General features: G+C 66.1%; 23 protein-coding genes. 9 read left to right on the forward strand and 14 right to left on the reverse strand.

Annotation, left to right across the window (positions count from 1 at the left end; all coding sequences use genetic code 11):
• Positions 1-118: 118 nt before the first annotated feature.
• From WI560_RS24795 to WI560_RS24810, 4 genes are all read right to left on the reverse strand, one after another.
• Positions 119-364 (reverse strand): hypothetical protein, encoded by a 246-nt coding sequence (locus tag WI560_RS24795; RefSeq protein WP_375305283.1) that lies wholly within the window; start codon positions 362-364, stop codon positions 119-121.
• Positions 365-527: 163 nt separating this feature from the next.
• Complete coding sequence (locus WI560_RS24800; RefSeq protein ID WP_375305284.1) at positions 528-1,139, reverse strand: hypothetical protein; 612 nt, start codon at positions 1,137-1,139, stop codon at positions 528-530.
• A 113-nt stretch (positions 1,140-1,252) separates the two neighbouring features.
• Positions 1,253-2,239 (reverse strand): MDR family oxidoreductase, encoded by a 987-nt coding sequence (locus tag WI560_RS24805; RefSeq protein WP_375305285.1) that lies wholly within the window; start codon positions 2,237-2,239, stop codon positions 1,253-1,255.
• 41 nt (positions 2,240-2,280) lie between these two features.
• Complete coding sequence (locus tag WI560_RS24810) at positions 2,281-3,534, reverse strand: MFS transporter (protein ID WP_375305286.1); 1,254 nt, start codon at positions 3,532-3,534, stop codon at positions 2,281-2,283.
• Between the two features lie 334 nt (positions 3,535-3,868).
• On the opposite strand from WI560_RS24810, the gene nadA reads away from it, so the two are divergent.
• The 3 genes from nadA (at position 3,869) to nadC (ending at position 7,684) form a co-directional block, all read left to right on the forward strand.
• Complete coding sequence (nadA, locus tag WI560_RS24815; protein WP_375305287.1) at positions 3,869-4,975, forward strand: quinolinate synthase NadA; 1,107 nt, start codon at positions 3,869-3,871, stop codon at positions 4,973-4,975.
• A gap of 217 nt (positions 4,976-5,192) precedes the next feature.
• Positions 5,193-6,797, forward strand: a complete 1,605-nt coding sequence (locus tag WI560_RS24820) for an L-aspartate oxidase (RefSeq protein WP_375305288.1) — start codon at positions 5,193-5,195, stop codon at positions 6,795-6,797.
• Between the two features lie 11 nt (positions 6,798-6,808).
• Positions 6,809-7,684 carry a carboxylating nicotinate-nucleotide diphosphorylase gene (gene nadC / locus WI560_RS24825; protein WP_375305289.1) on the forward strand — a complete coding sequence of 292 codons (876 nt, stop codon included), beginning with the start codon at positions 6,809-6,811 and terminating at the stop codon, positions 7,682-7,684.
• Positions 7,685-7,860: 176 nt separating this feature from the next.
• Here the strand turns inward: nadC and WI560_RS24830 are convergent, their stop codons facing one another.
• From WI560_RS24830 to WI560_RS24840, 3 genes are all read right to left on the reverse strand, one after another.
• Positions 7,861-9,315: a cell wall hydrolase gene (locus WI560_RS24830; RefSeq protein WP_375305290.1), complete on the reverse strand. Its 1,455-nt coding sequence runs from the start codon at positions 9,313-9,315 to the stop codon at positions 7,861-7,863.
• A 419-nt stretch (positions 9,316-9,734) separates the two neighbouring features.
• Positions 9,735-12,686 carry a pyruvate, phosphate dikinase gene (gene ppdK / locus WI560_RS24835; RefSeq protein ID WP_375305291.1) on the reverse strand — a complete coding sequence of 984 codons (2,952 nt, stop codon included), beginning with the start codon at positions 12,684-12,686 and terminating at the stop codon, positions 9,735-9,737.
• Positions 12,687-12,782: 96 nt separating this feature from the next.
• Complete coding sequence (locus WI560_RS24840; protein ID WP_008562090.1) at positions 12,783-12,938, reverse strand: DUF3096 domain-containing protein; 156 nt, start codon at positions 12,936-12,938, stop codon at positions 12,783-12,785.
• Positions 12,939-13,160: 222 nt separating this feature from the next.
• On the opposite strand from WI560_RS24840, the gene WI560_RS24845 reads away from it, so the two are divergent.
• Complete coding sequence (locus WI560_RS24845) at positions 13,161-13,514, forward strand: DUF1236 domain-containing protein (protein ID WP_028134910.1); 354 nt, start codon at positions 13,161-13,163, stop codon at positions 13,512-13,514.
• 251 nt (positions 13,515-13,765) lie between these two features.
• On the opposite strand, the gene glyS is transcribed toward WI560_RS24845, so the two are convergent.
• The 6 genes from glyS to WI560_RS24875 all read right to left on the reverse strand — a co-directional run bounded on the left by glyS (position 13,766) and on the right by WI560_RS24875 (position 19,405).
• The gene (gene glyS / locus WI560_RS24850; protein ID WP_375305292.1) at positions 13,766-15,865 is read right to left on the reverse strand and encodes a glycine--tRNA ligase subunit beta; all 2,100 of its coding nucleotides are present in this window, start codon (positions 15,863-15,865) and stop codon (positions 13,766-13,768) included.
• Positions 15,865-16,803, reverse strand: coding sequence for a glycine--tRNA ligase subunit alpha (locus WI560_RS24855; RefSeq protein WP_375305293.1), 939 nt, complete (start codon positions 16,801-16,803; stop codon positions 15,865-15,867). The genes glyS and WI560_RS24855 overlap by 1 nt, the downstream gene beginning before the upstream one ends.
• 197 nt (positions 16,804-17,000) lie before the next feature.
• Positions 17,001-17,192, reverse strand: a complete 192-nt coding sequence (locus WI560_RS24860) for a hypothetical protein (protein ID WP_375305294.1) — start codon at positions 17,190-17,192, stop codon at positions 17,001-17,003.
• Positions 17,193-17,297: 105 nt separating this feature from the next.
• Positions 17,298-18,206, reverse strand: coding sequence for a S49 family peptidase (locus WI560_RS24865; protein ID WP_375305295.1), 909 nt, complete (start codon positions 18,204-18,206; stop codon positions 17,298-17,300).
• 214 nt (positions 18,207-18,420) lie between these two features.
• Positions 18,421-19,185, reverse strand: a complete 765-nt coding sequence (locus tag WI560_RS24870; protein ID WP_375305296.1) for a tRNA1(Val) (adenine(37)-N6)-methyltransferase — start codon at positions 19,183-19,185, stop codon at positions 18,421-18,423.
• Positions 19,178-19,405, reverse strand: a complete 228-nt coding sequence (locus tag WI560_RS24875; RefSeq protein ID WP_028134904.1) for a DUF2007 domain-containing protein — start codon at positions 19,403-19,405, stop codon at positions 19,178-19,180. Before WI560_RS24875 ends, WI560_RS24870 begins: the two co-directional genes overlap by 8 nt.
• Positions 19,406-19,537: 132 nt before the next feature.
• Here WI560_RS24875 and WI560_RS24880 point away from each other — a divergent pair, with 132 nt between their 5' ends.
• From WI560_RS24880 to WI560_RS24900, 5 genes are all read left to right on the forward strand, one after another.
• Complete coding sequence (locus WI560_RS24880; protein ID WP_028134903.1) at positions 19,538-20,545, forward strand: polyprenyl synthetase family protein; 1,008 nt, start codon at positions 19,538-19,540, stop codon at positions 20,543-20,545.
• A 361-nt stretch (positions 20,546-20,906) separates the two neighbouring features.
• Positions 20,907-21,422 carry a winged helix-turn-helix transcriptional regulator gene (locus tag WI560_RS24885; protein WP_375305297.1) on the forward strand — a complete coding sequence of 172 codons (516 nt, stop codon included), beginning with the start codon at positions 20,907-20,909 and terminating at the stop codon, positions 21,420-21,422.
• A 1-nt stretch (position 21,423) separates the two neighbouring features.
• Positions 21,424-22,686, forward strand: a complete 1,263-nt coding sequence (gene fabF, locus WI560_RS24890; protein ID WP_375305298.1) for a beta-ketoacyl-ACP synthase II — start codon at positions 21,424-21,426, stop codon at positions 22,684-22,686.
• A gap of 59 nt (positions 22,687-22,745) precedes the next feature.
• Positions 22,746-23,378 (forward strand): LysE family translocator, encoded by a 633-nt coding sequence (locus tag WI560_RS24895; protein WP_375305299.1) that lies wholly within the window; start codon positions 22,746-22,748, stop codon positions 23,376-23,378.
• Positions 23,371-24,246, forward strand: coding sequence for an alpha/beta fold hydrolase (locus WI560_RS24900; protein WP_375305300.1), 876 nt, complete (start codon positions 23,371-23,373; stop codon positions 24,244-24,246). The genes WI560_RS24895 and WI560_RS24900 overlap by 8 nt, the downstream gene beginning before the upstream one ends.
• Here the strand turns inward: WI560_RS24900 and WI560_RS24905 are convergent.
• On the reverse strand, positions 24,243-25,127 hold the full coding sequence (locus WI560_RS24905; protein ID WP_375305301.1) for a 4-(cytidine 5'-diphospho)-2-C-methyl-D-erythritol kinase: 885 nt from the start codon (positions 25,125-25,127) through the stop codon (positions 24,243-24,245). The two genes, WI560_RS24900 and WI560_RS24905, sit on opposite strands and share 4 nt — an antisense overlap.
• Positions 25,128-25,151 lie beyond the last annotated feature (24 nt).

The following is a 25,151-nucleotide window of genomic DNA, read 5'->3' on the forward strand; positions in this document are numbered from 1 at the left end:
TCACGTTCCGATTTGGTTAACGGAATCCCTCGCAGAAATACTCAGTTTATTCGCCAAATGATTGAAGCCGAAGGGAAATGATCTCGCCCTAGTTGTAAAATGCAGCCTCAGGTCGGATCTAGGGAGCCTTGCATCCGGCGCTCTCGCCGACAAGGCTGATGCGGAAGACCGGCTTCTTGTTCTCGTCGAGCAGCTCCATGCACCACTCGGCGTTCGGCTTCAGGCTGCGCGCGATGCCGCCGAGCAAATTGGCGCAGACCTCCGTCATCTCGGTCCAGGCGGCCGCGCGATCCTCGAACTCATATGGCTGGTCGGCGGCGCCGGAATAGCGACCGGTACTGATGCGGAAGAAGTACAGCGACATCGTTGAACCCTTTTATCGGGCCGCGCCCCCCGGCCGTACGCAAACTGAAGCGCGAACCGCTACCAACGCATGAAAGCCGCCGTCCGTATGACTACGGCACGGCAGCTTCATGTTCGAAGGAGGTCTTCAATGAGAGAATGTGCGGGCGTCCCGCCGGGCCGTCTCACTGGGTCGAGCGGCGCAGCTCCAGTGGGGCCTCGTTCTTGGCGGGCTCGGACCTCACGTCGGCCTTGGCCTCCGCCTTCACCGGCTCGAGCCGGCTGCTCTCGACCCGCGGCGTCTCCACGCGCGCGGCGACCTCGGTGTTGGCCGGGCTGACCGAACCGGTGTGCTCCGGCCTGTGCAGCGAGCGCGGGCGCGCTGCAGCGCGGGCCATCAGCATCTGGTTGCCGCCCTGATGACGGAAGTCGCAATAAGCGAAGCCCATGCCCGACACGGAGCCGCGGAAGCTGCGATCGTCGGTCTTTTCCAGGTTGAAACAGGGCTCGAACGGAATCCCCTTGATCGAGGCGCAGACATTCTGGCCGCGGATCTGGAGCGTATTGCCGGGCAGGCGGAGATGCTTGACCGGGCCCGCGCCCGAGAACTGCACCGCACCAGCGGCGCCGAGATCGTCGAGGATGCGGCCTGCACCGCGGGTGCCGTCGAAACAGGTGAAGGCAAACACTTTGCCGGCGACGAAGCGACGTGCCTCGTCGGCGTTCATGCTTCCGGCAACCGCCGGCGCAAACGTTGCTGCCGCCGTGACAGCCCCCAACACAAAACGCGCAAGCATGCTCAACTCCGAACCCAACCCCGCAGCGGGCGATGCCTTATCTCTTTACCCGCTGCTTACCATACGAACCATGGCGACATTGAAGCAGCTTGGTTGGTAAAGTCTGAACGCCGTTAGACAATTTTTACCACGATACGGCCGCGCACCGCACCGGCCAGAATCTTGGCGCCCCAATCCGAAACCTCGGCAAGCGAAATTTCCTTAGTGATTTCAGCTAGTTTTGTCCGATCGAGATCGGATGCGAGGCGCTGCCAGGCGGCCTTTCTGGGCTCGATCGGACACATCACCGAATCGATGCCGAGAAGGCACACTCCGCGCAAAATAAACGGTGCCACCGAGGACGGCAGGTCCATGCCCGCCGCCAGGCCGCACGCCGCGATCGCTCCGCCATATCGCGTCATCGAGAGCAGATTGGCGAGGGTGGTCGAGCCGACGCTGTCGACGCCACCGGCCCAGCGCTCCTTGGCGAGAGGTTTGGCCGAACCGGACAGTTCGTTGCGGTCGATGATTTCGGCAGCGCCCAAGTGCTTCAGATAGTCGGCCTCCGAGGCCCGGCCGGTCGAGGCGATGACGTGGTAGCCGAGCTTGGAGAGCACGGCGATCGCGACCGAGCCGACGCCGCCGGCGGCACCGGTCACCACCACCGGGCCGCTCTTCGGCGACAGACCGTGCTTCTCCAGTGCCAGCACCGCGAGCATCGCGGTGAAGCCGGCTGTGCCGATCGCCATGGCATCGCGCGCCGAGAGCCCTTGCGGCAAGGCGACCAGCCAGTCGCCCTTCACCCGTGCCTTCTCGGCATAGGCGCCGAGATGAGTCTCGCCCATGCCCCATCCGGTGCAGACCACCTTGTCGCCGGCCTTCCACTGCGGATGCGAGGAGGCCTCGACCGTACCGGCGAAGTCGATGCCGGCGATCATCGGGAAGCGGCGGACCACGGGCGCCTTGCCGGTGAGCGCAAGGCCGTCCTTGTAGTTCAGCGTCGACCATTCGACCCGGACGGTGACATCGCCGTCCATCAGCTCGGCTTCATCGAACTGCGTGAGCGCGGCAACGGTGCCCTTGTCCGCCTTGTCGATCCGGATCGCCTTGAATGTGGCCACGACTGAACTCCCTGACTTGTCTGTCCGGGATGTTTAGCCGATCAGGCGGGCTGCGCAACCGCCCGTGCCACGGGTTTCTCCACGATCGGAAGATTGATCAGCGCGGAGAGCACGCCGAACAGGATCGAAAGCCACCAGATCGGCGTGTAGGAACCAAATTTCTCGAACACGATGCCCCCGAGCCAGACGCCGAGGAAGCCGCCGACTTGATGGCTGACGAAGGCGAAGCCGTAGAGCGTAGCAAGCCAGCGCGTGCCGAACATCAGCGCCACCAGCGCCGAGGTCGGCGGCACCGTGGAGAGCCAGGTCAGGCCGGAGATCGCACCGAACGCAATCGCCGAGAACGGCGTGATCGGGAACGAGATGAAGGCGAGTGTCGCCAGCGCGCGCGTGAAGTAGATGGTCGAGAGGATGTAGCGCTTGGGCAGTGAGTTCTGGAGATAGCCGACGCTGAGCGAACCCACGATGTTGAACAGGCCGATCGCCGCGATCACCCAGCCGCCAGTTTGTGCGGTGATGCCGCGATCGACCAGGAAGGCCGGCAGATGCACGGTGATGAAGGCGAGCTGGAAGCCGCAGGTGAAAAAGCCGAGCACCAAGAGCACATAGGAGCGGTGGCCGAAGGCCTCCGCGAGCGCCTTTGTAATGGTCTGCTCATCGGCAGGCGCCGTATTGGCCGTGTTTGCGACAGGCGGCGTCGAGAGCGCCAGCGACAGCGGGATGATCAGCAGCATCAGGAAGCCGAACACTGAGAGCGCCTGCTGCCAGCCGAAATTGTCGATCAGCGCGACGCCGATCGGCGCGAACAGGAACTGCCCGAACGAGCCCGCAGCGGTGCCGGCGCCGAGCGCGATGCCGCGCTTCTCGGCGGGCAGGAGCTTGGTGAAGGCCGACAGCACCAGGTTGAACGAGCAGCCGGCCAGACCTAAGCCGATCATCACGCCGGCCCCCATGTTGAGTGACAGCGGCGTCGAGGAATAGCGCATCAGGAGCAGCCCGCCGGCATAGAGCAGCGCGCCGACGCACATCACCCGGAACAGGCCGAAGCGATCGGCCACGGCTCCAGCGAAGGGCTGGCCCAGACCCCACAGCAGGTTCTGCACGGCGATCGCGAGGCCAAACACGTCGCGGCCCCAGGAGAATTCGTGGCTCATCGGCTGCACGAAGAAGCCGAGCGCCGAGCGCGGACCGAAGCCGAGCATGCCGATCGCACAGCCGCACAGAATGATGATGGCCGGGGTGCGCCAGTTGGAGGAACGTGGGGCCGGAGCAAGTTCGCTCACTGATGTCGACATGGTGCTCCTCGTTTGTCATTGGCGGAGTGGCGAAGCAGCCGCCGCGAACGTGCCATTTAATGCACTTGCATGAAAATCCCAAGTCAAAAACGGTTGCATTCCACGAGGAGCTGCCGCGGGAGCATTGCATTTCAATGTGGCCTCACCTCACCCGTCGGACCCTGACGGAAATGTGTGCGGCCGGATCTGGCAATCCCCGGTAGAGCATGTTATGTTTGATTTGCTCATAATGAGTATATACAGCCCGAAGACATCCGCGCTGGCCTCTCGGCCGGCATTTTCGAACCTCATATATACTCAAATTGAGCATAATTGATCTAGAAGGGAGGCTTCGATGCCGATCGCTGGAATTTACGGCCCCGACGATTTTGCCAACCGGCCCCAGGGCCAAGTCAGCGCCTTCCCCCGGGCTGCACCCGCACGAACGGAAGCCAGGCTGCCGACGCCCTCGCTGACGTGGACGTCGGAGGTCGCCCGCGCCACCGCGCCGCTTTATGAGCGCGTGAAGCATGTAATCCCGCCGATCGAGTGGCCGCTGATGGCGCCGACGATCCTGGCGATCAACGAGCTGAAGCGCGCCCGCGGCGCGGTGATCCTCGCGCACAATTACCAGTCCCCCGAGATCTTCCACTGCGTCGCCGATATCGGCGGCGATTCGCTGCAGCTCGCTGTCGAAGCCACCAAGGTGAAGGCCGACATCATCGTCCAATGCGGCGTGCATTTCATGGCGGAGACCTCGAAACTGCTCAACCCCGACAAGACGGTGCTGATTCCCGACGCAAGCGCCGGCTGCTCGCTCGCCGCCAGCATCACCGGCGCCGACGTCCGCCTGCTGCGCGAGAGATTTCCCGGTGTGCCGGTCGTCGCTTACGTCAACACCTCGGCCGAGGTGAAGGCCGAGGTCGACATCTGCTGCACCTCCTCGAACGCGGTGCAGGTGGTCGAGAGCCTTGGCGTTCCAAGCGTGATCTTCCTGCCGGATCGCTATCTCGCAACTTACGTGGCCTCGAAGACCGACGTGAAAATCATCGCCTGGAAAGGCGCCTGCGAAGTGCACGAGCGTTTCAAGGGCGAAGAGCTGCGCGCTTTCCGCGAGGCCGATCCCTCGGTGCAGATCATCGCGCATCCCGAATGTCCGCCGGACGTGCTGGCGGAAGCCGACTTCACCGGCTCGACCGCGCACATGATCAACTGGGTGCGTGAGCGGCGGCCGCGGCGGCTGGTGATGATCACGGAATGCTCGATGGCCGACAATGTGCGCGCCGAGCTGCCCGACGTGGAGATGCTGCGCCCCTGCAATCTCTGCCCGCATATGAAGCGCATCACGCTCGCCAACATCCTGGACAGCCTGCTGACGCTCCGTGAGGAGGTGACGATCGATCCCGCGCTCGCGGAGAGGGCAAGGCGATCGGTCGAGCGGATGATCAATCTGAAGAACTGAGTACGAGGATCGGCAACAACCACAGCTGTCGTCCCGGACAAGCGCGCCTCAAGCGCGCGCAGATTCGGGATCCCCGCGCGAGCGCTCGCGCTCGTCGCGCTGACCACAGGCAGATGTTTGGCGACGACTCGGAGTGACGAGCTCGCGTCACGACTCCTCCCTGGGGTTATGGGTCCCTGCGTTCGCAGGGACGACGGCGGAGTGAATGGAGAGAACAATGACCAACAACATCCACGACCTCACCCGCACCGACGACATCGTCATCGTTGGCGGCGGTCTTGCCGGACTGTTCTGCGCGCTCAAGCTCGCGCCGCGTCCGGTGACGCTGATCTCGGCGGCACCGCTCGGACAGGGCGCATCATCCGCATGGGCGCAGGGCGGCATCGCCGCCGCGGTGGCCGAGGGCGACACGCCGGAGGCGCATGCTGCCGACACGATCGCGGTCGGTGGCGGCCTCGTCGACGAGGCGGTCGCACTCGGGATCGCACGCGAGGCGGCGCCGCGCATCCACGACCTGCTCGCCTATGGCGTGCCGTTCGATCGCGATCTCGAAGGAAAGCTTGCGGTCGGGCGGGAAGCTGCGCACTCGGCCCGGCGCATCGTGCATGTGCGCGGCGACGGGGCGGGCGCCGCGATCATCGCGGCCTTGAGCGATGCGGTGCGCCGGACGCCGTCGATCCGCGTCATCGAAGGCCTCGTCGCCGAAACCCTCTTGACCGAGGATGGCGTCGTCTCCGGGCTTCAGTTGCGCGAAGCCGGCAATCCCGCGGCACGGCCGCTCCTGCTCGCCGCGCGCGCGGTGGTGCTTGCCACGGGCGGGATGGGACATCTCTATGCCGTCACCACCAATCCGCTCGAGGCCAGCGGCTCGGGCCTTGCCATCGCGGCCCGCGCCGGTGCCGTGATCGCCGACCCCGAATTCGTCCAGTTCCACCCGACTGCCATCATGACCGGAGGCGATCCGGCACCGCTCGCAACCGAAGCCCTGCGCGGCGAAGGCGCGACGCTGATCAACGGCAACGGCGAGCGCTTCATGGCGGCGCGCCATCCGCTCGCCGAGCTCGCGCCACGCGACATCGTGGCCCGCGGCGTGTTCGCCGAGATCGCGGCCGGGCGCGGCGCCTTCCTCGACGCACGGGCGGCGCTTGGCGCGCGCTTCGCCGACAGATTCCCGACCGTGCATGCGAGCTGCATCGCCGCCGGCATCGATCCGGCGAGGCAGGCCATCCCGGTCGCGCCCGCCGCGCACTACCATATGGGCGGCATCGCGGTGGACGGCCGCGGCCGCAGCTCGATCGAGGGGCTCTGGGCCGGCGGCGAGGTGTCGTCGACCGGCGCGCACGGCGCCAACCGGCTGGCCTCGAATTCGCTGCTGGAGGCGGTGGTCTATGCCGCGCGCATCGCCGACGACATCGCCGGCCGTATTCTTCCCTCCCCTGCCCGTCTTCCCGATGCATTGGTGACACCGCGCGGCGGCGCGCCGGATGCCGCGGCTGTGCGGCGGTTGCGGGCGACGATGAGCTCCTGCGTCGGCGTGATCCGCGACGATGACGGCCTTGCGGAAGCCGTGCACCACTTCGCCGCGCTCGAACGCGAGGCGACGAGCACCACGCTGCACAACATGGCCACCGCAGCCCTGCTTGTCGCCGCCTCGGCGTGGAGCCGGCGCGAAAGCCGCGGCGCGCATTTCCGCATCGACCACCCGACGGAGGTGCCCGCGCTGGCGCAGCGAACGATGACCACCCTCGCCGCGGCGCGCGAGGCCGCCGAGAGCCTGAGCGAGCGGCCAATATCGCGCAGCGCCCAACCCATGATTGCCTGAAGGAAACCCCGATGACCCCGACCTCACTGCTCTATCCCGATGCCTTCCTCTCGCCGCTCGCAATCGACGCGGCCGTGCAGCGCGCGCTCGACGAGGACCTCGGCCGCGCCGGCGACATCACCTCGCTTGCGACGATCCCGGAAGCGACCAAGGCGCAGGCAGTCCTGGTGGCGCGCCAGTCCGGCGTGATCGCCGGCCTGCCGCTCGCGCTGGCGACGCTGCAAAAGCTCTCGGCCGACATCGAGGTGCGCGCCCATGTCCGCGACGCCGCACGCGTCGCCCGCGGACAGCAGGTGCTGACAATCTCGGGCCCCGCGCGTGCCATCCTCACCGCGGAGCGAACCGCGCTGAACTTCGTCGGCCGCCTGTCGGGCGTTGCGACATTAACGGCGGATTATGTCGCGCGCACCGAAGGCACGAAGATGCGCATCTGCTGCACGCGCAAGACCACGCCGGGGCTGAGGGCGCTGGAGAAATACGCGGTGCGCTGCGGCGGCGGCTTCAACCACCGCTTCGGTCTCGACGATGCGATCCTGATCAAGGACAACCATATCGCGGTCGCCGGCGGCATCCGTCCGGTGCTAGAGCGCGCCCGCGCCCATGCCGGCCTTCTCGTCAAGATCGAGATCGAGGTCGATACGTTGTCGCAATTGCGCGAGGTGCTCGACAGCGGACTGGCCGACGCCGTGCTGCTCGACAACATGGATCTTGCGACGCTGCGGGAGGCCGTCAGGCTCAACGAGGGCCGCCTCGAGCTCGAGGCGTCCGGCGGGGTCACGCTCGAGTCGATCGCCGCCATCGCCGCCACCGGCGTCGACTACGCCTCGGCCGGCGCGCTGACGCATTCCGCGCCGAATTTCGACTGCGCGCTGGATATCGAGATGTGAGGTGGTCTTCTCCCTCTCCCCGTTCTTACGGGGAGAGGGTTGGGGTGAGGGGCCTCTCTCCACGTATGCGGCTGTCGAGAGACCTGTATCCCCCTCACCCGGATTGCTCCGGACGATGCTTCGCATCGCCGAGGCAATCCGACCTCTCCCCGCAAGCGGGGAGAGGTAAAGGACAATTACCTCCGCTCGCTCGCACCCATCTCGGCGGAGCTCTTGGCTTCCTGGGCGAGCTCGGCGGAGAGCGCGGCGGTCTGGGCCGGCGTGCCCCAGCTCGGCTCTTCACTGCCGTCGCCCCAGGCGCGCGGGCGGTAGAAGGTGTGCACGCCGGTCTTGTACATCTTCTTCATCTCGGCGACCCAGGACGGACGCACCCAATAGGCATGATAGTGCGTGGACTTGCCGACCTCGGGCAGCCAGATCTGGCCGTCGAGCATGGCCTTGGCGATCTTCTTGGCGCGCTCCCACATCTCGGGCTCGCGGATCACGTCGGTATTGTTGTCGCAGGCAAAGGTGAACTGGCAGGCGAGATGACGATGCTTGTTCTGATAGACCGCGCCGCACACCGTGTCCGGATACTTGCCGGAGAACACGCGGTTCATCACGACCTGCGCGACCGCCATCTGGCCGCGGACCGCCTCGCCGCGGGCTTCGAAATAGACCGCTTCGGCGAGGCACTTTTCGGACTTGGCGCGCGACTTGTCGTCGAGCGCGAGCCGTTCCGCCGGCGACCTCGTGCGCTGGTTGTCGGCATTGACCTCGCCCTTCGGCGCAACGCTCTCGCCGCTCTCGATGTCCTTGGCGATCTCCACCGTCGGCGGCGTCAGCGAGGCCGTTGCCTTCATGTCGGGATCGGGCATCACGATCAGCGGCTCGGCGCCGGGCTGCCAGCTCTCGATGCTCTCCAGATTGCCGCCGAGCGAGGAGCTGCCGAAGAACAGGCTGGAGGTCTTGACGCTGAAGGGATCGCGCACCGGCGTCGTCGGCGCGGTTGTCCGCTTGAGCGCCTCGAGCGGCGCGGTCGCGAGCGCGCGCGCGGCGTCGCTGGCCTGCGGCGCGTTGGTGTATTGCGGCAGCGGCGGCGCGCGCAGCGCTTCCTGGAGCTCGGGGTCGAGCGCGGCCGCGGATTCCGGCGACATCGGCAGCGGCAGGGCGGCGGTCTTGGCGCCGAACACCGAGCTGTTCGAGGTCGCGGGATCTTCCTGCGGCGGTGCCGCAGCGGGCGCGGCCGTCTCTGGAGCCTGGCCCGGTGAAACAATTGCGAGGCGATCACCCTTCATGGAGCGATCGACCTTGGGAAAGTCGGATGCCTGATAGCGCGGCACGGTCTGCAGCGCCGGATTGCGGCGGATCGCGCCGGTGACGTCGCGGCCGTCGAGGCTCGCGAGGCGCACCATCGCGCTCTGCGGAACCGAGGTGCCGATGGGGCGGGAAAAGCTGTAGGTCGCGAGCTGGATCGAGGACGCCGCGGAGAACACCTGCTTCTGCCAACGCTCGGCGACGCCGGGTTGGCGCGCCAGCAAGGAGGCAATGTCCTGATAGCCGGTCTCTCTCGGCATCAATGCGAAGATGCAGAGACCGATGCCGAAGGACGCGAACCGCGCGCCCTTCGGATGGTTACGCAACACTGACATCAACACGCTCACGCTACGCTTACGCCAGAAAAACCGAACCGCAGTACATCCGTGCAATTCGATCTTTATCGTAAGTATCCAATTTAGGTTGCCGGGGCGTTAATCGGCGTTGCGCGTTCGGCACACTCAAGCGAACACAGGTGTTTTCACGGAGCGATGCAGCGCTTTGGTAAATGCGTCGTCACGCCAAGCGGTAAACAACCGGTCAACGCGAATGGTGAAGGAACTCTTGACGGCGCGTAGCAATACCGGGCGCGCGCGGTTCCCGTTGTTGCGCAAAGCGCGTTCGCATCACCGCGCCGCTCGTACCTCAGGATGACGGGGCTAACGGCTTCGCGGATCGACAAGTCAGAGTGCCGCCTCAAACGAGAAGAGGCGGGGTTGTCCCCGCCTCTCGCATTCCAGCATCTTAACTCTGCTTACGCCTGGCTTGCGATCTCCTTGCCGAGCGCGGCTTGTGCGGCGGCAAGGCGCGCGATCGGCACGCGGTAGGGCGAGCAGGAGACGTAGTCGAGGCCGATATGGTGGCAGAAGGCAACCGAGGCCGGATCGCCGCCGTGCTCGCCGCAGATGCCGACCTTGAGCTTCGCCCGCGTCTTGCGGCCGCGCGCGACGCCGATCTTGACCAGCTCGCCGACGCCTTCCTGGTCGAGCGAGATGAAGGGATCGACCGCGAGAATGCCTTTGGACACGTAGGTCCCGAGGAAGCTTGCGGCATCATCGCGGCTGATGCCGTAGGTGGTCTGCGTGAGGTCGTTGGTGCCGAACGAGAAGAATTCGGCCGACTGCGCGATCTCGCCCGCGAGCAGACAGGCGCGCGGCAGCTCGATCATGGTGCCGACCTGATAGGCCAGCTTGGTGCTGGTCTCGCGCATCACCGCCTGCGCCGTGGCATCGATCCGCGCCTTGACGAGATCGAGCTCGGTCTTGGTCGCGATCAGCGGCACCATCACCTCGAGGCCGACGGCCTTGCCGGTGCGCTTCTCGGCCTCGACCGCCGCCTCGAAGATCGCACGCGCCTGCATCTCGGCGATCTCCGGATAGGCGATCGCGATGCGGCAGCCGCGGAAGCCGAGCATCGGGTTGAACTCCGAGAGTTCGCGCGCGCGGTCGGCGAGGCGCCGCGGATCGGTGTTCATGGCCCGCGCCACTTCCTCGACCTCGGCGTGGGTGTGCGGCAGGAACTCGTGTAGCGGCGGGTCAAGAAGCCGGATCGTGACGGGCAGGCCCTTCATGATCTCGAACAGCTCGACGAAGTCGGCGCGCTGCATCGGCAGCAGCTTGGCGAGCGCGGCACGGCGGGACTGCTCGTCCTCGGAGAGGATCATCTCGCGCACCGTGCGGATGCGGGTCTCCTCGAAGAACATGTGCTCGGTGCGGCAGAGACCGATGCCTTCGGCGCCGAACTTGATCGCGGTGCGGGCGTCGTCCGGCGTGTCGCCGTTGACGCGGACGCCGATCTTGCGGACCTGATCGGCCCAGTTCATCAGCGTGCCGAACTCGCCGGACAGCTCCGGCTCGATCATCGGCATGCGGCCGGCGAGCACCTGGCCGAGCGAGCCGTCGATGGTGATGACGTCGCCCGTCTTGAAGGTGCGCGAGCCGATGCTCATGGTGCCGCGACCGTAATCGACGCGGATGGTGCCGCAGCCGGAAACGCAGGGCTTGCCCATGCCGCGGGCGACCACCGCCGCGTGCGAGGTCATGCCGCCGCGCGTGGTCAGGATGCCTTCGGCGGCGTGCATGCCGTGGATGTCTTCCGGGCTGGTCTCGATGCGGACCAGGATCACCTTGCGTCCGTCGGCCTGAAGCTTGGCCGCTTCATCCGAGGAGAACACGATCTCGCCGGAGGCTGCTCCCGGCGAAGCCGGCAGGCCGGTCGCGATCACGTCGCGCTTGGCGTGGGGATCGATGGTCGGATGCAAGAGCTGATCGAGCGAAGCCGGATCGATCCGCGTCACCGCTTCCTTCTTCGAGATCAGCCCTTCATTGGCGAGCTCGACCGCGATGCGCAGCGCGGCTTTCGCGGTGCGCTTGCCGCCGCGGGTCTGCAGCATCCAGAGCTTGCCCTGTTCGACCGTGAACTCCATGTCCTGCATGTCGCGGTAGTGCTTTTCGAGCAGCGTGTAGATCCGCGTCAGCTCCTTGAAGGCCTCCGGCATCGCCGATTCCATCGACGCCTTGTCGGAGCCCGATTCCTTGCGCGCTTCCTCGGTGATGTCCTGCGGCGTGCGGATGCCCGCCACCACGTCCTCGCCCTGCGCGTTGATCAGGAACTCGCCGTAGAGCTTGCTCTCGCCGGTCGAGGGATTGCGGGTGAAGGCGACGCCGGTGGCCGAGGTCTCGCCCATGTTGCCGAACACCATGGCCTGCACGTTGACCGCGGTGCCCCAGGATTCCGGAATGTCGTGCAGCTTGCGATAGGTCACGGCACGCGCGTTCATCCAGGATGAGAACACCGCGCCGATCGCGCCCCAGAGCTGGTCGTGCGGATCCTGCGGGAAGTCCTTGCCGGTCTCGCGCGCGACCGCGTCCTTGTACCTGCCGACCAGTTCGACCCAGTCGTCGGCGGACAGATCGGTGTCGAGCGTGTAGCCCTGGCTGTCCTTGAAGGTGTCGAGGATCTCCTCGAAGTGATGGTGCTCGAAGCCGAGCACCACGTCCGAGTACATGGTGATGAAGCGGCGATAACTGTCATAGGCGAAGCGGCGGTCGCCCGACAATTCGGCCAGCGCTTCCACGGTCTGGTCGTTGAGACCGAGGTTGAGCACGGTGTCCATCATGCCCGGCATCGAGGCGCGCGCACCGGAGCGCACCGAGACAAGCAGCGGGTTCTTGGTGTCGCCAAAGATCTTGCCGGTCAGCTTGCCGACATGGTCGAGCGCCTTCTCGACCTGTGCCTGCAGTTCCTTCGGGTAGGTTTTGCCGTGCGCGTAAAAGTAGGTGCAGACCGAGGTCGGGATGGTGAAGCCGGGAGGCACCGGCAGGCCGAGATTGGCCATCTCGGCGAGGTTGGCGCCCTTGCCGCCGAGCAGGTCGCGCATCTCCGTCCGGCCTTCGGCCTTGCCGTCACCGAATGTGTAAACCCATTTGCCGGCCTTGATGGCGCTTGGGGCCGCCTTCGCCGGCACAGCCTTCTTCGGTACGGGCTTGGCAGCAGCCTTCGGCAGAACGGCCTTGGTCACGGCCTTTGCCGCCGGCTTTGCAGCGGGCTTTGCAGCGGACTTGGCAACGGCTTTGGCGACCGGCTTCGGCGCGCTCTTGGCCAGCGCCTTGCGGGCTGGCGGCGCGGCCTTGGCGGCGGCCGAGGACTTTGATTTCGCTGGCATTTTCGCTGGGATTTTCTTGGGCTTCGAGGCGGCTTTGGCCATAGCTTGCACACAACCTGCGAGAGGAATGGGAAATCGCGGGCCTTACACCATTTTGGGCGGGCCCGCGCAAGTCGAACAGTTCCGAAAAGTGAACGCCTAGAAGCGGAGCCACTTCAGGAGCCCGAGCCCGATCGCGCCGTTCACGATCAGGAAGATCGCGACGATCAGGTTCAGCAGCCGCGGCATGATCAGGATGAGCACACCCGCAATCAACGACAGGATCGGCGAAATGTGGGCGACGGTGATGTGCATGAACTATCTTTCTGTGGAGGGGGCGAATCGCGGGCGGATCATAGCCCTCCCGGTTCCGCGAGTAGAGACGCGCAACGGGCGAGCAGGTTCCGCCGCCCACGAAAACTGCCTGAAATTGCCGCTGATACGGCAGGGCTTTTCCCGGAACATTGCCGACACGCATGCATTGGCAACCGGTCGCGCCTGTTGCGCGTCCGAACCATCACGTCGAAGGAGTTGTCCATGCGGAACAGGATTCTTGCTCTTGCAGCGCTCGCGGCCGCGATCGGCTCGCCTCTGGCGGCGCAGGCGCAAACCAGTGTCACCGTCGGACGCGCGCCCGCCGTGGTCGACAGCGGCCCAACCATCGCCGTCGAGCAGCGGCCGGCTTTCCGCGACTACGTCGTCGAACAGCGTGTGCCGGCCTTCAGCATCCCCGATCGCGTCGTGGTCGGCACCACCTTACCTGAGGCGGGCGTCACCTATTACGACGTGCCGCAACGTTTCGGCGCCACCACCTATCGCTACACCGTCGTGAACGGCGAGACCGTGCTGGTCGAGCCGCGCTCGCGCCGCATCGTCGAGGTGCTGGACTGAGACCGACCAAGTGAGACCGACTAGATGTCCGGCGCGTCACATCAGGCTGGCGCGAGCAGTTCAATCGGACATCAGGCCCCGCCCGGTCTTCCCCCCGCCGGGCGGGGCACTTTCTTGAGCTGTCATTCCGGGGCGCGCCACTTGGCGCGAACCCGGAATCCAATTCTCAACGTAACGCGCGGCACGATGGATTCCGGGTTCGCGCTGCGCGCGCCCCGGAATGACAGCGGTGTTGGCCGAGCCGCTGCGCCTCAATCCTGGATCTTGGAGAAATCCGCCACCGCGCGCGTGGCGCTGCGGATCTCGTTCAAGAGCTTCAGGCGGTTCTCGCGCACCTTGGCATCGTCGTCGTTGACGCGAACCTTGTCGAAGAACGCATCGACCGGCGGACGCAATTTTGCCATCGCGCTCATCGCGGCGGCAAAGTCTTCCTTGGCGACCGCGGCGCCGGCTTCCGCCTGCACCTCGCCGATCGCCTTCGCCAGCGCCTTCTCTTCATCGAGGCTGTAGAGCGCGGCGTCGGGCGCGCCGTCGAAGCTGCGCTTGTCCTTCTTCTCCTCGATGCCAAGGATGTTGCTGGCGCGCTTGGTGCCGGCGAGCAGGTTCTTGCCGTCGTCAGTGTCGAGGAATTTGCCGAGCGCCTCGACGCGGCGGACGATCATCAGGAGATCGTCCTGGCCGCCGAGCGCGAACACGGCATCGACGAGATCGTGCCGCGCGCCCTGTTCGCGAAGCTGGACCTTGAGGCGATCGGCGAAGAAGGCGAGGAGATCGATCGGGAGCTTGGAGGCATCGGTTGGCTTCACCGACAAACCGGCGAGCGCGGACGCCGCCACCTTCATGAGCGAGAGACGCAACGCGTTCTCGGCGATCAGCCTGATCACGCCCAGCGCCGCGCGGCGTAGCGCGTACGGGTCCTTGCTTCCCGTCGGCTTCTCGTCGATGGCCCAGAACCCGACGAGCGTGTCAAGCTTGTCGGCGAGCGCCACGGCAACGCTGACCGGGTCGGTCGGGACGCGATCGGCAGGACCTTGCGGCTTGTAGTGCTCCTCGCAGGCTGCGGCGACGGATGCATCCTCGCCCTGCGCCAGCGCGTAGTACTTGCCCATCAGGCCCTGCACCTCGGGAAATTCGCCGACGACCTCGGTCAGCAAATCGGTCTTCGCCAGATGCGCGGCACGCGCGGTCTTGGCGACATCGGCGCCGACCAGCGGCGCGATCTCGGCGGCGAGACGCTCGATGCGCTTGATGCGCGCGGCCTGGGTTCCGAGCTTCTCGTGGAACACGATCTGCTCGAACTTCGGCAGCCGCTCTTCGAGCTTGGTCTTCAGATCCGTTTCGTAGAAGAACTTCGCATCGCTCAACCGCGCGCGGATCACGCGCTCGTTGCCGGCGATGATGGTCTTGCCGCCGTCGGTGGCCTCGATGTTGGCGACCAGGATGAACTTGTTGGCGAGCTTGCCCGTCTTGGGGTCGCGCACCACGAAGCACTTCTGGTTGTTGCGGATGGTGGCGCGGATCACTTCGGCCGGCGTCGCCAGGAATTCCGGCTCGAACGAGCCCATCAGCACCACCGGCCATTCGACGAGACCTGCGACCTCATCGAGCAGGTTCTGGTCCTCGACCAGCTCGAAGCCTTGCGCAAAGGCGAGCTGCTTGGCGTCGGTGAGGATCGCGTCCTTGCGGCGCTCGGGATCGAGCACGACCTTGGCATCCAGCAGCTTTACTTCGTAGTCCTCGAAGCGGCGCACCTGAATCGGCGCCGGTGCGAGGAAGCGGTGACCGTAGGTGGTCTGGCCGGCTTCGACGCCGTCGACCGAAAACTTCACAACATCCGGCTCCTCGGTCTCGAGCCCGAACGTCGCGGTGATCGCGTGCAGCGGACGCACCCAGTTCAGCGAACCCGGCTTGCCCGAGCGCGCGCCCCAGCGCATCGATTTCGGCCAGGGGAAGGTGCGGATGATGACAGGCAGGATTTCGGCGAGCACGTCGATCGCATCGCGGCCGGGCTTCTCGATCAAGCCGATGTAGAAGTCGCCCTTGGGATCGCGCTGGATTTTTGCCTCATCCAGCGACTTCAATCCCGTCGCTTTCAGGAAGCCCTGCACGGCCGCATCGGGCGCGCCGACTTTCGGGCCGCGTCGCTCGGTCTTCAGATCCGGCTGACGCGCCGGGATGCCGTGCACGGTGAGCGCGAGGCGGCGCGGCGTCGCGAACGCCTTCGCACCCTCGTAGACCAGGCCTTCGGCGACGAGCTTGTCGGTGACGAGACGGCGCAGATCGTCGGCCGCCTTGGCTTGCATGCGCGCGGGAATCTCTTCGGAGAACAGTTCAAGCAAAAGATCGGGCATCAGGCCGCTCCGCCCGCTTCAGTATGGATCCAGGCCTCGCCGCAGGCTTTCGCCAGCTCGCGCACGCGAAGAATGTAGCTCTGCCGCTCGGTCACCGAGATCACGCCGCGCGCGTCGAGCAGGTTGAAGACGTGGCTCGCCTTGATGCACTGGTCGTAGGCCGGCAGCGCCATCAGATGCTGCTTCTTGTTGCCGCCCTCGCGCCAGCCGGCGTCGAGATATTTCCTGCAGGCCGCTTCCGCCATCTTGAACTGCTCGAACAGCATCGCGGTGTCGGCATGTTCGAAATTATGGCGCGAATATTCCTGCTCGGCCTGCAGGAAGACGTCGCCATAAGTGACCTTCTGATCGCCATCGCGGCCATTGAAGTTGAGGTCGTAGACGCGGTCGACGCCCTGCACATACATCGCAAGGCGCTCGAGCCCGTAGGTGAGCTCGCCCGCGACCGGCGCGCATTCGAAGCCGGCGACTTGCTGGAAATAGGTGAACTGGCTCACCTCCATACCGTCGCACCAGCACTCCCAGCCAAGGCCCCAAGCGCCCAGCGTCGGGCTCTCCCAATCGTCCTCGACAAAGCGGATATCGTGCACGGCGGAATCGATGCCGATCGCGGCCAGCGACTTCAGGTACAGCTCCTGAAGGTTCGGCGGCGACGGCTTCATGATTACTTGGAACTGGTAGTAATGCTGCATCCGGTTCGGATTCTCGCCGTAGCGGCCGTCCTTGGGCCGGCGCGAGGGCTGCACATAGGCCGCGTTCCAGGGCTTCGGCCCGAGCGCGCGCAGCGTGGTCGCCGGATGGAAGGTGCCCGCGCCCATCTCCATGTCGTAGGGCTGCAGGATCACGCAGCCCTGCTCGGCCCAGAACCGCTGGAGCGCGAGGATAAAGCCCTGGAACGAGCGTTCCGGGCGCATATGGGCGGGCAAGGAGGCGTCCATCGTCAGATCAGGCTCTCGCGGGGGTTTTGAATCGCGCGGGACCGTATCGACGGCGGGGGTGGGAATCAAGGCAAAGGGGGCGGAAATGAGCCCAGTTCTCCGTCATGGCCGGGCTTGTCCCGGCCATCCACGACCTTTCTCGCGGCACGAAGAACGTGGATGCCCGGGACAAGCCCGGGCATGACGAGCAACGTGTACTAGCCCGGCCGATACGCTCCGGTGACGGGGTCACGCTTCAGCTTCTGGATATCCCCCGTGCGGGCGGTCTCGGCGACGCGCGACAGGCGCATCTCCTCCAGCTCCTGGTTGATCTTGACGGCGGTCTTGTAGGCCCAGCGGACCACGGCAAGCCCACCCAGCACGCCCGCGAAAGCGACGAACGGCGGCATCGGTCGATCCTTGTCTAGTGCTCAGCCCCCAAGTGCATTCTCGCGCAGTCCGGGCCGCGCCGCAATTGGCATGGCGAGGGGCGAAATGGCGCGGGACGGCACCGGCTAGAACCCGAATTTGGCCCAGATCGCCCGCGTCTCGACCGCCGAGATCAGATCGTCGGGCAACCCGGCGATCGATTCCAGCGCCGAAAGCTGCCCTGCGCCGGGCGACTTCCGCCCCAGAAGGCCGGACAGCAGCCCGGTCGGCTGCGCGATCACGGGAGTGAGAACCTTGTCGCCATAGCGGGCACGAAGAGTTGAGCGCAGATCGCCGATGCTGTCGGCGAGCCCCAGCGCGACCGAACTATCGCCGGCCCAGTATTCGCCCGTGAACAGCGTATCGTCGGAGCCCTTGAGGCGCGCACCCCGGCTTTCCTTCACCAGCGAAATGAAGATCTGGTGGATTTCGCGCTGGATCGCCTTCAGCTTGGCGACGTCATCAGGATTTTCGGGCAGGAACGGGTCGAGCATCGCCTTGTGCTCGCCCGACGTGTAGAGCCGCCGTTCGATGCCGAGTCGCTTGATCGCCTCCTGGAAGCCGAAGCTGCCGCCGACCACGCCGATCGAGCCGAGGATCGATGAGGGATCGCAGATGATCTCGTCGCCGGCGCAGGCGATCATGTAGCCGCCGGAGGCCGCAACGTCCTCGACGAACACCAGCACCGGCAGCTTCTTCTCCGCCGCGAGCTGCTTGATGCGCAGATAGATCTGGCGCGACTGCACCGGCGAGCCGCCGGGCGAATTGATCACCAGCGCCACCGCCTTGGCGTGACGATACGCGAACGCCCGCTCCAGCACTCTCGCGACTCCCGCAAGCGTCAGACCGGGACGCAGCGGCGTCACCGCGCCGATTACACCGGAGAGCCGCACCACCGGCACCACCGCGGTGCCGGGGCGGAAGCGCGCCGGCAGATATTGCATGAGCTTGTCGGCCAGGCCGGAACTCTCACAATCGTTCAATTGTTCGGCCATGCCGTTACCTCTGATTAACCATTTTTTATCACGCGACTGTCATTGGAAGTGCCTGGAACGTGTTTTGCAGATCTTCCCTTGGGAGGCTGCAATGAGGCGGCGGAGAACACCATGAAAATCTATCTTCTGATGCTGCTGATCGGCGCGCTGTTCATGGCGATCCGCCTGACCTCGCCGCACGAGCAGCGATCGGAATCGCTTCCGCGATAAGCCCTCAAGGTTCCACCAGCGGCAAGGCCGCTCTCCCCTCCAAAATCTCCGTCATCTCGCTGTTTGATACGCGCGTCTCGTCGTTGAGCATGAGGCCCGGCAGCAATCGCGTCGGGGCCCGCCCGCCTTTGACCGCACGCACCAGCACGCGGATCGCAGGCCGCCCCGCTTCGCCGTGAACCGGCAGGATCGCGAGGCTGCCGAAGCCGCGCGACAATGCCGCCAGGACGTCGGCGATGCCGTCCGCACGCCAGATCAATGTCAGCACACCGTTCGATCGGAGGATGCGCCGCGCTGCATGCACCCACGCATGCAGAGTCTCCTCCGTCGCCACATGCGCGATGTGACGCGCCTGATCCGGCGAGCCGCGATGCCGGGCCGGATCGTTGAACGGCGGATTCATCAGCACCACGTCGACGCTGTCGGGCGGCAGCCCATTCGCGGCAAAGGCCTCGGCGCCGGAAGTGACGTCAAGCACGATCGTCTCGGCGGCGATCGCATTCGCCGCCGCGTTGCCGCGCGCGAGCCCGGCCAGCTCCGGATCGATCTCGACCAGGCTGAGGGCGACCCCGGGGACGCGGCTGGCGAGCGCCAGCCCGGCCGTACCGACGCCGGCTCCGAAATCGACCACGCGGTCTCCGCTGCGGGCCTCGGTCGCCGCCGCGAGCAGGATGGCGTCATGCCCGGCGCGATGGCCGGACCGCTTCTGCCTCAGGCGTAACCGGCCGCCGAGAAAGGCGTCTTCGGTAATATCTGCAGCCTCACTCATCGCCGCGCAGTTCGTGGCTGAGGCCGGCTTGGGTGAGGAGTTCCCTCGCCTCCTGGACATCGTCCTCATGGACGAGGATGCGCCGTGGCAAGATTCCGAGCGAGCCCTCGATGATGCTCATGTTCTGGTCGAGCACCAGATGATGGATATTGGCGCCGTCGAGCAGCGCGCCGATCGCCGACACCAGCACCATGTCGTTGGTCCGAACCAGTTCACGCAAATCTCAGGTCTCCTGCCTGAAAACGGGGCAGCGGCAAATGTCAATGGTTCCACGGCACTTGCCGCACCCGCCGCCAGTTTCTATTGTCTTTCCGTCAGAATAGCCCTTCCGGGGCAAATATTGGAGACCGGCGTGGCCGTCATCGTACCTTTCGAAACTCCCGGCGCGTCGATCGAACAGCTCGTTGCCCTTGTCGCCCCTGACATGGAGCGCGTCAACGCCACGATCCTGTCGCGGACCGGCTCCGACGTGACCATGATCCCGGAGGTGGCCAACCATCTGATCTCCTCCGGGGGCAAACGGCTGCGGCCGATGCTGACGCTCGCCATGGCCAACCTCGCCGGCTACACCGGCGACGGCCACATCAAGCTCGCTGCCTCCGTCGAGTTCATGCATACCGCCACGCTGCTGCACGACGACGTCGTGGACGAGAGCGAGATGCGCCGCGGCAAGCTGTCGGCGCGCATGCTCTGGGGCAATGAGGCCAGCGTCCTGGTCGGCGACTTCCTGCTCGGCCAGGCCTTCCGCATGATGGTCGAGGTCGGCTCGCTCCGCGCGCTCGACATCCTCTCCGCGGCGGCCGCCACCATCGCCGAGGGCGAGGTGATGCAGCTCGCCGCCGCCAAGAACACCGCGACCACCGAGGACGAATATCTCGCCGTGATCCGCGGCAAGACTGCCGAGCTGTTCGCCGCCGCCTGCGAGGTCGGCCCCGTCATCGCCAACCGCCCGAAGGCCGAGCAGACCGCCTGCCGCTCGGTCGGCATGAATCTCGGCATCGCCTTCCAGCTCGTCGACGACGTGCTCGACTATGGCGGCAAGAGCGCCAAGCTCGGCAAGAACACCGGCGACGATTTCCGCGAGGGCAAGATCACCCTGCCCGTCGTGCTCGCCTTCCGCCGTGGCAACGACACCGAACGCGCCTTCTGGATCCGGGCGCTGGAGCGCGGCGAGATCGGCGACAGCGATCTCGATCACGCCATCGGATTGATGAACAAGCACCGCGCGCTGGAAGACACCCTGAGCCGCGCCCAGCACTACGGCGCCATGGCCGTCGACGCGCTGGCGCTGTTCCCGTCCTCGCCGATGAAGAGCGCGCTGGAGCAGGTGGTGGCGTTCTGCCTGGCACGGTCGCACTAGGCTCTTAACGTTCGGCGCATTGCCAGCGAAACACTCGGTGTCGTCCCGGCGAACGCCGGGATCCATACCGCGTGATCTATCGATAGGTCGCGATGCGACTACCGATAACGACCAGCTGGCCCCAAACCACTCCCTGTGGCTATGGGTCCCGGCGTTCGCCGGGACGACACCGGTGAGGTAGGGCAAGAACACCTCCCCGCCGCAATGACGGAGCGTTAGGCAACAGCACTCCCTCTCGTGTCCCGGACGCGCCGCAGCGCGGAAGTAGCGCTGCGCTGCGTCCGGGGCACGAGAGCGGCGCAGCCTCAGCCCACCTGTCTAGTGACTTGCATTTTGCAAGCTACTTGCCTACCTTCCGCCCATGCAGCCAAAATCCCCCTCCATCCAGGAATGCCCGGTCGGCCGTGCCGTCGAGACGGTCGGCGAGTGGTGGAGCATCCTGATCCTGCGCGATGCGTTTCAGGGCGTGACGAAATTCGACGAATTCGCGCAGAGCCTCGGCATCGCGCCGAACATTCTGTCGCGGCGCCTCGCCCATCTCACCGCATCGGGCATGTTCGTCCGCCGCCGCTATCATGAGCGGCCGCCGCGTTACGAATATGTGCTGACGGACAAGGCGCGGGACTTCTTTCCCGTGATCGTGGCGCTGCTGGCCTGGGGCAACAGGCACCTCGCGCCCAAAGGCGAATCCATCGTGCTGGCGAACCGTAACGACCGCCGCCCGCTTGATCCGGTCGTGGTCGACGCCGCCGACATGCAGCCGATCACGCTCGCCAATGCGGTCGTGATCGCAGGGCCCCGCGCCAGCCGCGGGATGCGCGCACGGCTCGCTTCGCTCAAGGCCATGAACCCGGCTGTCGCGCCGGCTGGAGACTGACATGCGTCGTATCGTCGTGACGGGAATGGGCGCGGTGTCGCCGCTGGCTTGCAGTGTCGAGCTGTCCTGGCGCCGGCTGCTCGCCGGCCAAAGCGGTTTGCGCCCGCTGCCCGAATGGGCGCAGGTGCTGCCCGCACGCATTGCCGGGCTCGTGCCTGACATCGCCGGGGATGCAGAAGGTGGCTTCGATCCCGCGCAAGCTGCCGCGCCAAAAGACCAGCGCAAGATGGACCGCTTCATCCTGTTCGCGCTGCTCGCCACGGCAGAAGCAGTGGCGCAGGCGAAATGGACGCCGCAGGATGCAGGCGCGCTGGAGCGGACCGCGACGATCATCGGCTCCGGCGTCGGTGGCTTCCCGGCGATGGCGGAGGCGGTGCGCATCACCGAGCAGCGCGGCGTGCGCCGGCTGTCGCCGTTCACGATCCCCTCGTTCCTGGCCAACCTCGCCGCCGGCCACGTCTCGATCAGATACGGCTACAAGGGTCCGCTGGGCACGCCGGTCACCGCCTGCGCCGCCGGCGTGCAGGCGATCGGCGATGCCGCGCGCATGATCCGCGCAGGCGAGGCCGATGTCGCGATCTGCGGCGGCGCGGAGGCCTGCATCGACATCGTCAGCCTCGGCGGCTTTGCAGCGGCCCGCGCGCTGTCGAGCGGCTTCAACGAGGAGCCCGCACGCGCCTCGCGCCCATTCGACCGAAGGCGCGACGGTTTCGTGATGGGCGAAGGCGCCGGCATCCTGGTGATCGAGGCGCTCGAGCATGCGCTTGCGCGCGGCGCGAGGCCGATCGCGGAGATCGTCGGCTACGGCACGACGGCGGACGCCTACCACATGACATCAGGTCCGCCCGATGGTGAGGGTGCCCGCCGCGCCATGGAGATCGCGCTCCGTCAGGCAAAGCTTGCGCCCGCGGATCTGCAGCACCTGAATGCGCACGCGACCTCGACGCCCGCCGGCGACGAGAGCGAGCTCGGCGCGATCGCCGCGCTGTTCGGCCGCAACCGCGGCATTGCCGTCAGCGCAACCAAATCGGCCACCGGCCATCTGCTCGGCGCCGCCGGCGGTCTGGAAGCGATCTTCACCGTGCTCGCCTTGCGCGACCAGATCGCGCCGCCGACGCTCAATCTCGAAGACCCCGATGCGGGCGCCGATGGCATCGACATCGTCGCCGGCACCGCGCGGCCGATGCCGATGCAGCATGCCATCTCCAACGGCTTTGGCTTCGGCGGAGTGAATGCCAGCGTGATCTTCCGCCGCATGGATTAAACGAGGGGTCTTCGAACCTGAAGACTTGCAATCGCGGTCCGCTGCGCTACGAAAACAGGATGATTGAAACCAACATCTGGCTGTTCCTGGCCGCAGCCTGCCTCATTGCCGCCGTTCCCGGTCCCGGCATCTTCTACGTCGCGGCACGGACCTTGTCCGATGGGCGCGCCAGCGGCTTTGCATCGACCGCGGGCACCGCGCTGGGCGGGCTAGTTCATGTGGTGGCGGGCAGCCTCGGCATCTCCGCAATCATCCTCGCCAGCGCCGAGTTGTTCGCCGCCGTCAAATTCGTCGGCGCGCTCTATCTGGTCTGGCTCGGCATCAAGACGTTTCGGAGCGCCAGCTACGTATTGTCGCTCGAGAGTGAAGCTGCCGGCGACGATCGCGCGTTCCGCGACGGCGTGCTGGTCGAGGCGCTGAATCCGAAGACCGCCGCGTTCTTCCTCGCCTTCATTCCGCAATTCCTCGATCCCGCGGGATCGAGCCCCACGCTGCAATTCATCATGTTGGGTGCGATCTCGGTGGCGTTGAACACGTTGGCCGACATCGTCGTGGTGCTGATGGCCTCCGCGACCCGGACGCAGCTGATCGGACGGCCGCATCTGATGCGGCGTCTCGCCCAGGGCTCCGGCATCTTCATCGCGGGTCTCGGCCTGTCGCTTGCATTGGCGCGGCGGCCGGCAAATGGTTAGCATCCCGCAGAGCCGCTTCTATGAATCGCACGGTCTGCGGCTGCATTACGCCGATTGGGGCAATGAGAGCGCGCCGCCCCTCATCCTGGTCCATGGCGGCCGCGATCATTGCCGGAGCTGGGACGTCATCGCCCGATCGTTGCAACGCCATTTCCACGTGATCGCACCGGACCTGCGCGGCCACGGCGATTCCGACTGGACCCGAGGCGGCAGCTACGCCCTGACCGAATATGTCTACGATCTCACCCAGCTCGTCCGCGTCATCGCAGCCCCTCGGATCACCCTGATCGGCCATTCGATGGGCGGCATGGTGAGCCTGATCTTTTCAGGATCGTTCCCTGAACAGGTCGCAAAGCTGGTCGTGCTCGACGGCGTGACCATGCTGCCGGACGCGCCGAAGCCGCCGGCGCATGAGCGCATCGGCAAATGGGTCGGCCAGCTCGACAGCCTGCACGACCGCACGCCGCGCCGCTATGCGACCCTCGAAGACGCGGCGGCGCAGATGATGCTTCACAACAAGCGCCTCGCCCGCGACCTCGCGCTGCATCTCGCCACCCACGGCGCGCGGCAGAATGAGGACGGCAGCTACAGCTGGAAGTTCGATCCGTATCAGCGCGCATCGGCGCCGCACCGGCTCTGGCCGGACGATCACCTCGCGCTGTGGTCGCGCATCGCCTGCCCGACCTTGCTGCTCAATGCCGGCGAAAGCTTTCTCGCCGGCGCCAGGGCCGCAGGCCTGGAGCGCTATTTCCGGGAGGCGCGCGTCGAGACCATCGCCGGCGCGGGCCATTGGCTGCAGCACGACAAGCCGCAGGAGGTGCTGGGCGAGATCAGGCGGTTTCTGGGATTGGCTGAGGACAACGGCTAGCTCAACGTCCCCGCATGCACCCACCAACCGGGGTGATCGCGACGAATCCTTTCGGCAGCGGCATGCGCTTCGTTTGCCGCGCCATAGATCGCAAAGCACGTCGCGCCCGAGCCGGACATGCGGGCGAGCTGGACGCCGGCGGTGCCGCGCAAGGCCTCCAGCACCTCGCCGATCACCGGCTGGATGCGCAGCGCAGGCGCTTCGAGATCGTTGGGAACGCGTTCGAGCACTGCGACCCAATCGGCATTCGATCCGCCCTCTTCCGGCCAGGCCGGAGCGCGGATGACGTCGGTGACGCCGACCCGCAGTTCACCGTTGCGCAGGCCGAGTTCCTGAAACACGTCCTTGGTGGCGACGGGCACGCGCGGATTGACCATGACGCAGGGCATGCTCGGCAGGCTCAGCGGCAGCAGCTGCTCGCCGACGCCGGTCATGTCGCAGGCGCGCGAGACGAGGCACACCGGCACGTCGGCGCCGGTCGCGAGCGCGACCTTCTGCAGCCTGGGATCGTCGAGGGAGAGATCGTTGAGACGCGCGAGCAGCCGTAGCGCGGCCGCGGCGTCGGCCGAGCCGCCGCCGATGCCGGCGGCCACCGGCAGCACCTTGTCGAGCGCGAACGCGCCGAGCTTCAGGTCCGGCACCGCTTCGGCGAGCAGCCTGGCGGCCTTGAGCACGAGATTGTCGGCGGTATCGCCGCAGGCCGCGGCCAGCGGCCCGGTGGTGGTGAGCTTCAGCTCGCCCCCCGGCTCCAGCGTGAGCCGGTCGGCGCAGTCGGCGAACGCGACCACGCTTTCGAGATCATGATAGCCATCGGCACGACGGCCCACCACGCGAAGGCTCAAGTTGACCTTCGCCCGTCCTTGTTCGATCAACGCCGGCATCGGCGACACGCCCCCAACAAAACC

This window comes from Bradyrhizobium sp. A11, from assembly GCF_042077125.1.
Classification (GTDB): Bacteria; Pseudomonadota; Alphaproteobacteria; order Rhizobiales; family Xanthobacteraceae; genus Bradyrhizobium; species Bradyrhizobium japonicum_B.